This is a genomic window from Yoonia sp. JB2-21 (assembly GCF_055693545.1).
In genome coordinates this window covers 1,496,178-1,507,500 of record NZ_JBVFUC010000001.1, presented here as the reverse complement: position 1 = coordinate 1,507,500, position 11,323 = coordinate 1,496,178, and the positions used below count along the sequence as shown (strand labels likewise).

Below are 11,323 nucleotides of genomic sequence, written 5' to 3'. Positions count from 1 at the left end.
AATGGGTCATCGACTTAGTGTATCTAGCAAGCTTAAGCCGTTAGGTGTAGGCGCAGCGAAAGCGAGTCTTAATAGGGCGACTGAGTTAGATGCATTAGACCCGAAACCGAGTGATCTAGGCATGTCCAGGATGAAGGTAAGGTAACACTTACTGGAGGTCCGAACCCACACCTGTTGAAAAAGGTCGGGATGAGGTGTGCCTAGGGGTGAAAGGCCAATCAAACTCGGAGATAGCTGGTTCTCTGCGAAATCTATTTAGGTAGAGCGTCGGACGAATACCCTCGGGGGTAGAGCACTGAATGGGTAATGGGGGCCCACAGCCTTACTGATCCTAATCAAACTCCGAATACCGAGGAGTAATATCCGGCAGACACACAGCGGGTGCTAACGTCCGTTGTGGAGAGGGAAACAACCCTGACCTACGACTAAGGCCCCTAATTCATGGCTAAGTGGGAAAGCAGGTGGGACGACCAAAACAACCAGGAGGTTGGCTTAGAAGCAGCCATCCTTTAAAGATAGCGTAACAGCTCACTGGTCTAAATAAGTTGTCCTGCGGCGAAGATGTAACGGGGCTCAAGCCATGAGCCGAAGTCTAGGATGCAATTTATTGCATGGTAGCAGAGCGTAGTGTGACATAATTCCATGCGTCCTTAACCACTTTCGGGTGGTATTGGACGCAAGGAATTTTCTGTGAAGCCGGCCTGTGAGGGATCCGGTGGAGAGATCACTAGTGAGAATGATGACATGAGTAGCGACAAAGGGAGTGAGAGACTCCTCGCCGAAAGTCCAAGGGTTCCTGCTTAAAGCTAATCTGAGCAGGGTAAGCCGACCCCTAAGGCGAGGCCGAAAGGCGTAGTCGATGGGAACCAGGTTAATATTCCTGGGCCAGGAGGATGTGACGGATCTCGAAGGTTGTTTCCCCTTATCGGATTGGGGAGGCCGCTTAGAGGTTCCTGGAAATAGCCCTCCGCTAGATCGTACCCTAAACCAACACAGGTGGACTGGTAGAGAATACCAAGGCGCTTGAGAGAACCACATTTAAGGAACTCGGCAAAATACCTCCGTAAGTTCGCGAGAAGGAGGCCCGGTTTTTACGCAAGTAGAGGCCGGGGGCACAAACCAGGGGGTGGCGACTGTTTACTAAAAACACAGGGCTCTGCGAAGTCGCAAGACGACGTATAGGGTCTGACGCCTGCCCGGTGCCTGAAGGTTAAAAGGAGGAGTGCAAGCTCCGAATTGAAGCCCAGGTAAACGGCGGCCGTAACTATAACGGTCCTAAGGTAGCGAAATTCCTTGTCGGGTAAGTTCCGACCTGCACGAATGGCGTAACGACTTCCCCGCTGTCTCAAATGTGGACTCAGCGAAATTGAATTTCCTGTCAAGATGCAGGATACCCGCGGTTAGACGGAAAGACCCCATGCACCTTTACTATAGCTTCGCATTGGCATCAGGCACAGTATGTGCAGGATAGGTGGTGGGCTTTGAAGCGGTGACGCCAGTCATCGTGGAGCCTCCCTTGAGATACCACCCTTATTCTGCTTGATGTCTAACCGCGGCCCGTTATCCGGGTCCGGGACCCTGCGTGGTGGGTAGTTTGACTGGGGCGGTCGCCTCCCAAATTGTAACGGAGGCGCGCGAAGGTTGGCTCAGAGCGGTCGGAAATCGCTCGTTGAGTGCAATGGCAGAAGCCAGCCTGACTGCGAGACTGACAAGTCGAGCAGAGTCGAAAGACGGCCATAGTGATCCGGTGGTCCCGAGTGGAAGGGCCATCGCTCAACGGATAAAAGGTACGCTGGGGATAACAGGCTGATGGTGCCCAAGAGTCCATATCGACGGCACCGTTTGGCACCTCGATGTCGGCTCATCTCATCCTGGGGCTGGAGCAGGTCCCAAGGGTACGGCTGTTCGCCGTTTAAAGAGGTACGTGAGCTGGGTTTAGAACGTCGTGAGACAGTTCGGTCCCTATCTTCCGTGGGTGTAGGATATTTGAGAAGAGTTGCCCCTAGTACGAGAGGACCGGGGTGAACGATCCACTGGTGGATCTGTTGTCGTGCCAACGGCAGTGCAGAGTAGCTATGATCGGACAGGATAACCGCTGAAGGCATCTAAGCGGGAAGCCCCCTTCAAAACAAGATATCCCTGAGAGCCGAGGTAGACCACCTCGTCGATAGGCCAGAGATGTAAGCGCTGTAAGGCGTTCAGTTGACTGGTACTAATTGCTCGATAGGCTTGATTTGATCCAGTAATAGTAAGACTGGCAAATCAAAGTTCATACACACACAATCATCAGTATACGATGATATCTGGAACAACGATCGTATGTGAAAACATGCGAGGCTGATGTTTTGTGCTTCTTTTTTGGTTTGGTGATCATAGCGCGAGCAAAACACCCGATCCCATCCCGAACTCGGCAGTTAAGTGCCGCAGCGCTGATGGTACTGCGTCTTAAGGCGTGGGAGAGTAAGTCATTGCCAAACCTAATAAGAAGCACAAAGTTATCTCTCTATCGATGCACCTCATACCTACAACTTGAGGTGCGCTTTTGGCGCGGGATGGAGCAGCCCGGTAGCTCGTCAGGCTCATAACCTGAAGGTCGTAGGTTCAAATCCTACTCCCGCAACCAAACTTGACTGACACCAGTATCTGAACGCCCTATGGGCGTTTTTTGCGTTTGGGTTGCTTTAGGAGCGTATCCGATATGAGAGGCGCTCGCGTCGGCGGTCCTGTGTTAGTGGGGCGTAGTGATCATGCAGGATACGCACCAATTTGCGATACGGGGCACGATGCCGGTTGCGCAAATTCAAGCCAGCAAAGACAGGCTGACTGATTACGGGCGCATCAATGACCCGCACACAAGCCTCTGCCCGAACCAATGCCTCGGCAGAATGCTCCAGCACATAGGCTGATCCTGAAAGCGACGTGAGCAGATCGACCATCGCAGCATTTTGTCCAATGGACATAGACACATGTGCAAAATCAGGCAGCAAGGCCGCATGTGCATGCGCAAAAACCGGAGAGTAGTTCGCCAAGATATAGCTTTCCTTGCTGATATCGGAGATGTGCTGCGCCTCTGTCGATACCATCACATAAGAAACTTCGCCCAGCTTCTCAAAATCAAGATCGGGTTGCGTTTGCGGTGAGTATAGGACGGCGATGTCTTGGGCCCCGGTTATCAGGTCAGAGCACATTTGCGTCGAGTAGTCTGCTTCAAACAAGAACACCGTATCCGGCAGAACGTTCTGAAATCCGCGGATCAACTGACTGATTTCAACCCCGACCAAGTCGTGCTGCAGCCCGATCCGCATCGTCACGCCCGCCATCGCAATGTCCCGTGTGGCGTTTAGGGCTGTCACCCAGTTGTGGCGCAGACCCCGTGCGTGCGGCTCAAACCGCAGACCCTGGACCGTCAGGGCAGTTCCAGAACGTGACCGCTGAAACAGCCGCACACCCATGGTCCTTTCCAATGACTTCACCCGCGCCGAAACTGTCGATTGGGTCACACCCATGCGTTCGGCCGTTTGGTTAAAGCTCTTCGTCTCGCAGAGGTCGAGAAAGGTATCAATCAGCTCAATTTGCATAGGATGCAGCATCCCCTAATCGGCCCTGTCGATCAATAATAACCGGATCAGTAGATTGAACGACATCTTGTCCGGTCAGATACTGGTCGTAAGCAGAGGGAGGCTGTGCCATGACAGAACCGAAAAAGAGAGCGGGTCGCAGCGGTGGGCGCGCCGCCCGCGTCGCATTGCGCAGCGCGCCATTGGCGGATGACCTACGCCCAGTCCGTGCTGGTTTACCCGGAGGACGGTTTAAGCCGCTCACGGACTCAGAAGTCTTTCGAATTCACGCGGCGGCACTCGATGCACTTGAACAGATCGGTTTGTCGCAAGCACCACCATCTGGCGTCGAAATCCTCACCAATGCGGGGGCGATCCAAGGTGACGACGGACGCATCCGGTTTCCTCGCGCACTGGTCGAAGATATGCTGAACAAAGCGGCCCGCGATATCACCTTGTGTGGTCGCGATCCAAAGTATGATCTGCATCTGACCGGATCAAATGTACACTTCGGTACCGCCGGAGCTGCGGTTCACGTCGTTGATGTTGAAACCAATACCTACCGAGACAGCACCGCGCAGGATCTGCACGATGCGGCCAAAATCACCCATGCGCTCGACAACGTACATTTTTTTCAACGGGCGATGGTTGCACGGGACATCACGGATAACCTCGAAATGGATCTCAACACGATCTATGCCTGCTGTGCAGGCACGACCAAGCACATCGGCACGTCATTTGATGACCCCAGCCATGTCGGACCAGGTATTGAGTTGTTGCACCGCCTTGCAGGTGGTGAAGCGGCATGGCGTGCGCGTCCGTTTGTATCGAATACAAACTGCTTTGTCGTGCCGCCGATGAAATTCGCTGAAGAGAGCTGCCGCTCCATGGAAATGTGCATCGCCGCTGGTATGCCTATTTTGCTGCTGTCTGCCGGGCAGGCGGGAGCTACAGCGCCAGCCCCAATCGCCCTGGCGATCGTACAGGCCGTGGCAGAGTGCCTTGCCGGGGTCGTATATGTGAACGCCATTGCACCGGGTCATCCGGCCGTGTTTGGCACATGGCCGTTTGTGTCTGATCTGCGTACCGGTGCTATGTCCGGCGGTTCGGCGGAACAGGCCTTGCTGACCGCAGGCTGCGCGCAGATGCACCGATTCTATAACATCCCTGGCGGAGCGGCCGCCGGTATTTCCGACGCAAAACTGCCCGACATGCAGGCAGGTTGGGAAACCGGGATCACGAATGTACTGGCTGGTCTGTCCGGCCTGAACATGGCCTACGAGGCCGTGGGCATGCATGCGTCATTGCTTGGGTTCTGTTTGGAGTCCCTTGTCTTGGGCGATGATGTGATCGGGCAGGTTCTGCGTACGGTGCGTGGTATCGATGTGACCGAAGACAGCACGTCGATTGAGGCTATGAAGTCTGTCTGCCTTGATGGTCCCGGTCACTATCTTGGCTCTGACCAGACTCTGCAATTGATGCAAACCGAATATATTTATCCGGCCTTGGGCAACCGGATGAGCCCCAAGGAATGGAACGAAGCTGACCGTCCCATGCTGATTGATCAAGCCATCCGGCGGAAAAACGAAATTCTGAATGCCGCCGAGATCAAGTTTGATCCAGACTTTGATGCGGCGATCCGCGCGGACTATAATATCTACTTCAAATAGGGGCCTCTTATGCATTACGGATACATCGGCCAAGGCAACCTCGGGGCCAATTGTGCCGCATGTCTGTTGCGCGCAGGAATTGACGTAACGGTCACAGACATTGATCGCGATGCCGCACAACCTGCACTGGCGCTGGGTGCAAAATGGGCCGATGGCCCGGCAGACCTCGCCGCTGCTGTTGATCATGTCATTACATGTTTACCGTCGCCCGCCGTGTCCGAGGCCGTGTCGACAGAGATGCTGCCCGCGATGAAAGACGGTGCGCATTGGATCGAGATGTCGACCCTGGGCCGTGATGAGGTTCTGACATTCGCTGAAAAAGCCGCGCTACACGGCATACGCATGATGGAACTGCCTGTGACAGGTGGTGTTCATCTTGCCGCACAAGGCAACATTACGATGCTGGCAGGGGGCGACAAAGACATGTTTGATCTTCACTTGCCTGCGCTTGAGGCAATGGGAAATCAGGTCTTTCATATGGGCCCGCTTGGTTCTGCCTCTGTCATCAAGGTCATTACCAATATGCTGGCGTTCATCCACCTCAAGGCTTGCGGTGAGGCGTTGATGCTCGCCAAGCGCGGCGGGCTTGATTTGGGCCAAGCGTGGCACGCGATCAAGGCATCATCGGGCACATCATTCGTGCATGAAACCGAAGGCGCGTTAGTTCTAAATGGCTCCTATGACGTCGCCTTCAACATTGATTTGGCGTTGAAAGACCTTGGGTTCGCGATGGGCTTTGGCCGTGAATTCGAAGTCCCGCTCGAACTGGCGGCGGCAACCGAGCAGACCTATGTCGCCGCTCGGGCGGCCTATGGTGGTGATGCGCAATCGCCCATGATCGTGAAGTTACTTGAGGATCTGCTCGACACGGATCTGCGGGCGGACGGGTTTCCTGACCGGTTGACCTAGGTCAGTGCTTTGGCAAAGAACGGCAACCATGCCTTGAGAACCTGATCCGGGGTTTCCTCTGCCAAATAATGGCCACCCGGAAGCGCCCGGCCCGACACGTTGGCAGCGCGTTCTTTCCACAAGGCGAGGCAGTCAAAGTGTGCTTCGATCGCCCCGTCCTTGCCCCAGAGAACAAGCAGGGGCATCGTCAGTTTTGACGGATCGGCATCGTCATGCGCAATGTCGATGGTGGCGGCTGCGCGGTAATCTTCGCATGCCCCATGAATCGCCTCGGTCCGATGAAAGCAGGTCAGATATTCATCCAAGGCCTGCTGTACAAAAGGTGCGAGCCCGGCTTTGCCTGCGCCACATTTGGTCAGCCAAAAGAATGCTGGATCCGCTGCAATGAGCTGCTCTGGAAATGGATGTGGTAGTGTTAGCCAATACCAATGCCAATAGGTGTGCGCAAAGGCGCTGCCGGCGTCGCGGTACATTTCGCGGGTTGGTGCGATGTCCAGCACCGATAAGGCGATGACACGGTCGGGGTGATCCGCAGCCAATCGGTGTGCGACGCGCGCGCCGCGATCATGCGCTCCGATAAAGAAACGCTTGTGTCCCAAGTTGTCCATCAGGGCGAGGATATCACCCGCCATCGCCCGCTTGGAATAGGGCGCATGGGCCGCATCGGTCACAGGTTTGAGTGAGCGCCCGTATCCACGTAAATCAGGGCAAATAACCTGATAGCTTTTTGCAAGGGTTGGCGCGACTGCATGCCACATCGCGGACGTTTGTGGATAGCCGTGCAACAAAACGAGAGGGGGGCCATCCCCGGCAATGCGGTAGAAGATCGGGCCATCAGGCGTTGCGAGAACCCGTTCTTCAAACCCCGCAAAAAATTCCGGCGCTGGCTTCGCAGAAGACGCCCCCGGATGCATCAGGTAAAGATGCGTTGCCAAGAGGATTGTATACGGCCGAATTGTTCGGCCTCATATGCGATCAATGCGAGGTCTTTTTCAAAGATTGCGACAGCAGCAGAAGACCCTTCCGCGAAGGCACCTTCGAGGGTGATAAATTGCGGCCCGTCTTCGCCGCTAAGCGCCTTCTTATGCGCTTTTCGAAAATCATCAACCTGTGATTTCCAAATGGTTTGTAGTGCTTTTACCTCGCCGGATGTCGCGACAACCTCGCCCTTCCTGATATGCAGCAAGGACGAAAATACGGATGCGTTTGCACTCAAAAACCGTTCCATCGGGGGTTTTGGCGTTTCGTCGAGGTCGACTTTCCACAACTCAGCCAAGCCATGCGCAGAAATGCCGCGTTCACCCGATTGACCAAAGGGTTCCGGGTCCAGATGGCGAACGGTCAAGCGATCGGCATCGGCAAACAGATCTTGCAGCAGATCGAACGCAGCCTGCACCACCTTGGGTTCCTCTCGCGCGAGAGATTTGCCAATGACATCTTCTGACGTCTTGGGGGTAACACTCAGAATGCCACGCAAGCGGCGTCCGGATGCGATCAAAGTCACTGTCGTGTCACCGCACCTGAACGCGAGGCTTCTCTCTAGGACAGTATCGTCAACCTCACGCAGAATGGCGGAAATCGGGGCTGGCGCACCTCCCTCAGAAATCACACGGGCGCCAGCCTCAAAGACGGCTTTATCCGATGCAAGTTCGGCAAGTTTTTTTGCCAAAGCGCTTAGTTCGCTCATAAGCCTGTTCCCAGCCCTTCTTTTTTATTCAAGCGCCGCTGCTAATGCGATTTACGCAAGCGCGGGCTTCGGCAACAAATGCAGCTGCGTCCACGTCGGGCGCGCAAATGCAACATAAGACATCATTCGGTTCGTCCGCCGCCCGTACAAACGCACGAAAAGCAGCTGGGCTTGCAACCGAGGCACTATTACTTTGTTGGTCCCCCAAAGCTGGTTTGTCTTTGGCGCCCAACAATACAGCAGCCTCCGCACAAAGCGCATCTAGCGCTTCGCGTCGCAGATTCGAGTCGGAGTCTGTTATCAGGATCATCTTTGTGGACAGATCAGCGAAGGCCAGCGCATGGCAGCCACTGAACTTGTTGCGCAAAGCGTCCAACTCACTAACAACCATATATGGCCTGCTTTTCCACTACGTTTTGTAATGAGTACGGCAAAAGCCGAGATTGTGAAAGCCTGCAAAACTGGTTTGCATCTATGAAGAACGCAAAACCTGATTGGTGGAATCAAGCGGTGCCTCAGACAAAGGATCGGCATCAGCTGACCCGCGCTCAGTTCTGGGTGCATCAGTCGACCGTTGAACGCGACGTGGTACAACCGGGGCAACGACCGCCTCTGGAATAGCGTCAGTGCTGCCGACATTGTACAATGCCGTTTCTGACCGGGCCGTCAGCGCGGTCAGCGTTTCGATCATATCAATAAGATGCGCGGTAAACGGTCCTGCGCCACTTTCATCCCAAAGCTCGGGTTTTTCAGTCGCTTGAATGGCCTGTAGCAGCGACACGGGAAACATCGCGCCGAACTGGCCGCTTGTTTCGCGGCCAACACGTTTCACAACGCGTCCCCGATCTTTTTCGTTAGTCAGCTTGTCAAAGCGCGTAATGAGCAGGACAGAGTTTTCGCGTACTGCCTGGGGCATGTCATCCCATACGGCAGCCTCTGATTGGCGCCAAGCCTGGGTCGCGTGGGTGCACCAAATAACGGCGTCGATTTCGGTCAACATGCGTTCCCAAACACTTGACGACATGTTGGGGTCAGAGATGCCTGGAAAGTCGATCAGATCACAGACTTCAAGAATATCCGCCTCAACAAACAACCGAATGTAGCGTGTCTGCTCTACGGGGATATCTTCAAGATGCTCAATTGAGATTGGTTCTTTGGTGCCATCAACGTCCATACGATAGGGCGCGTCGTTTCCAGCGGAAAGCCACACTGGTGACAGCCGCGTTGCAGTGACCTTTTCCGGCAAAGGGCTCGCGCCCATCAAAAGGTTCGACAGCGTGCTCTTGCCCGCGCTGAATTCACCCATAAGCGCGATACGCGGTTTGCGTGGTCCCTCTGAACGAGGTGCTTCTACAGTCATGTCGCCGTTCCTTCTGCCTCAGCAGGGCTGTTATCGCTCAACTCCTCGAAAATGTAGTCAAAGAGCTCTTCGCGTTCCTGTTGGGCAGTAATACCAAAAATGTCTTCCAAATCGTCAATCGCGATTTCAGATTTGTTACCAATATCACTCAGAATAGCACGCTGTTCGCCTAGGAACTCGCGCAACTCGGCCTCTGCCTTTGCGCGAATGTCATCAGATTGACGCACCTTGAGTTCGTCAACAATTGGCGCTGTTTCCGCTTCGATCAGGTCATAAAATCCGCTCGCAAATGCGCGATAGCCTTTGCGGCGCTTCCACCAGCCTTTCCACCAGGATGTCTGAAGATCGAGCGCGATCGTTTGGCCCAGTGAAACAGGCGCCGGAATTTCCGGTGCTGCAGGCGGGGTAATCGTGAAATTCTCGACGTTGACGCCAAAGGCAGACCGATAGGTTGCGGCCAGTTCCGTCGCAGCGGCGGCATAAACCTGTCCACATGTGGACGACACATTGCGCCGCATCACCTGATAGCTGGTGCGCAGCAACATGCGGAGCCCATCAGGGCTGTATTGCCAAATCTCGTCCTCGCCGTTGGTTTCCAGATGCTGCAACAGGGATTCCAGTGCGCGGTCAAGAAAGCGTTTATGAGACTGGTCCACACGTGATCCGAACTGTTGAAACACGATGTCCAATCGATCATTCAACAGCTTCAGATTGTCTGCTTCCAACTTATCAAGATGCTTTGCCAGTGCGTCGGTTGACATAACCTCGACAGTGTCGCCGTCCAACCGCATTGAAACGACCGCGTTTGATGCCCGCACACCGCCCACCAAGTTCAAGGCACGCTTGCGGGATGCAGCCAATATTTCTGCGCCGGGGCCTTCTGAGATGCGCTCGGACAAGGCCTTGTACAATTCTGGAACGCCGGACAGGTGCCAAACGAGTTCCTTGGTATCCATGCCCGCAGTTTCGGCGCTCAGCGATGCTTCGGCCCAGTTAAACATGGCTTCGGCACTGTCGGCGACGATATCTTCCAGATCTTCGGCAAGCGCCATGTTGGCCCAATAGGCGCTGCCAAATATGACTTGCGGATTTTCAGGACCATTATTGTCGGCAAGCGTTTGCAGAATGCTGTCGCGGATTTCCGGCACTTGTTCGGCCGGGTTTGAAAGTTCATCAATCCGGTTGACGAAAATGACAACTTCGCGCGCTTTCACATTCGAGATCAGGCGGATTAGACCCATATCCATCGAACTAAGCGCTTGGTGCGCGGACAGTACAACGACGCAGATACGACTGTCGCGCAGCGCGTTGATCGTGATCTGTTCACGCATCATGAATGTGTCGTTGACGCCGGGCGTGTCACGCAGGCACAGCGGCATCGGGATCGTCTTCGCCTCAAGGTAAAGATCCGCCGACTTGGTGATGTCCGCAAATCGTCCTTGCTGATCATCCTCGTCGAGATCTTCGAAATCGTCGCCCATGCAAACATAGCGCTGGACCAGATCGTCATTCAACTCGGCATAGTTGTGTTTCTGGCCAAGCAGGAGCTCAAATTTGCGACCAAGGCGTTGCTTGGTCTTTTCACGCATCTCGGCAATCTGCGCGCGGACTTTTTCGAGCTCTTCATCGGCGCCAGCCCGCTCAGACAGTTCACCGATTCGGCCTCCGTTCTCTACCAGATGGTCCCATTCGCCCTGGCTAAAGAACTGAAAAGTGGCCGTCGGTGCGTCATCAGGCAGCGGCGCATTCAGGTGAAGTGACGTCACAACAGAGGTCCATGGGTTCACATCCGCGGGCAACAATTCAGGTCGGCCGACCATTGCATTGACCAAAGATGTCTTGCCAGATTTGATCTGCCCGATCATCGTGATGCTCGGCTCAAAAGCACGTAACTGCTTGATAAGTTTGGCAGCTTTCTTTTCCGCGTCCTGACCGCCAAGTTTGACAACGTCAGCAAGGGTCGCCTCTAGATCGGCAACCTCATCATGAAAATCATCCAGCTTTTCCAGACCAAGCCGCATGAAAGGGAGGTGCGCTGCCGGGATCTTATAACCATCCCCTTTTGCCAGCTCTTCCATCTTCATTCTCGTCCGTCCTCAATAATGTCTACGCACCACCACTATCAGCAGTTTGCCTCGCC

Annotated in this window: 7 protein-coding genes, 1 tRNA gene and 2 rRNA genes (1 of these 10 running past the window's edge); 5 read left to right on the top strand and 5 right to left on the bottom strand. The window is 54.6% G+C overall.

Annotation, left to right across the window (positions count from 1 at the left end; translation table 11 throughout):
• The 3 genes from ACZ1G5_RS07545 to ACZ1G5_RS07535 form a co-directional block, all read left to right on the top strand.
• Nucleotides 1-2,237, top strand: a 23S ribosomal RNA gene (locus tag ACZ1G5_RS07545); it begins 596 nt to the left of the window's first position.
• 125 nt (nt 2,238-2,362) lie between these two features.
• A 5S ribosomal RNA gene (rrf, locus tag ACZ1G5_RS07540) occupies nt 2,363-2,477 on the top strand.
• A gap of 69 nt (nt 2,478-2,546) precedes the next feature.
• A tRNA-Met gene (locus ACZ1G5_RS07535) sits at nt 2,547-2,623 on the top strand.
• Between the two features lie 58 nt (nt 2,624-2,681).
• Here ACZ1G5_RS07535 and ACZ1G5_RS07530 read toward each other — a convergent pair.
• Nucleotides 2,682-3,578, bottom strand: coding sequence for a LysR family transcriptional regulator (locus ACZ1G5_RS07530; RefSeq protein WP_472732256.1), 897 nt, complete (start codon nt 3,576-3,578; stop codon nt 2,682-2,684).
• Between the two features lie 110 nt (nt 3,579-3,688).
• On the opposite strand from ACZ1G5_RS07530, the gene ACZ1G5_RS07525 reads away from it, so the two are divergent.
• Both ACZ1G5_RS07525 and ACZ1G5_RS07520 read left to right on the top strand, forming a co-directional pair.
• Nucleotides 3,689-5,227 carry a trimethylamine methyltransferase family protein gene (locus tag ACZ1G5_RS07525; RefSeq protein ID WP_472732255.1) on the top strand — a complete coding sequence of 513 codons (1,539 nt, stop codon included), beginning with the start codon at nt 3,689-3,691 and terminating at the stop codon, nt 5,225-5,227.
• A 9-nt stretch (nt 5,228-5,236) separates the two neighbouring features.
• Nucleotides 5,237-6,136, top strand: coding sequence for an NAD(P)-dependent oxidoreductase (locus ACZ1G5_RS07520; RefSeq protein ID WP_472732254.1), 900 nt, complete (start codon nt 5,237-5,239; stop codon nt 6,134-6,136).
• Here the strand turns inward: ACZ1G5_RS07520 and ACZ1G5_RS07515 are convergent.
• The 4 genes from ACZ1G5_RS07515 to ACZ1G5_RS07500 form a co-directional block, all read right to left on the bottom strand.
• Complete coding sequence (locus ACZ1G5_RS07515) at nt 6,133-7,050, bottom strand: alpha/beta fold hydrolase (protein ID WP_472734292.1); 918 nt, start codon at nt 7,048-7,050, stop codon at nt 6,133-6,135. The two genes, ACZ1G5_RS07520 and ACZ1G5_RS07515, sit on opposite strands and share 4 nt — an antisense overlap.
• On the bottom strand, nt 7,050-7,823 hold the full coding sequence (locus ACZ1G5_RS07510) for a hypothetical protein (RefSeq protein WP_472732253.1): 774 nt from the start codon (nt 7,821-7,823) through the stop codon (nt 7,050-7,052). Before ACZ1G5_RS07510 ends, ACZ1G5_RS07515 begins: the two co-directional genes overlap by 1 nt.
• Before the next feature lie 472 nt (nt 7,824-8,295).
• Nucleotides 8,296-9,183 carry a dynamin family protein gene (locus ACZ1G5_RS07505; RefSeq protein ID WP_472732252.1) on the bottom strand — a complete coding sequence of 296 codons (888 nt, stop codon included), beginning with the start codon at nt 9,181-9,183 and terminating at the stop codon, nt 8,296-8,298.
• A complete protein-coding gene (locus ACZ1G5_RS07500; protein WP_472732251.1) occupies nt 9,180-11,267 on the bottom strand; it encodes a dynamin family protein in 2,088 nt (695 codons plus the stop codon). The genes ACZ1G5_RS07505 and ACZ1G5_RS07500 overlap by 4 nt, the downstream gene beginning before the upstream one ends.
• Between the last annotated feature and the right edge of the window lie 56 nt (nt 11,268-11,323).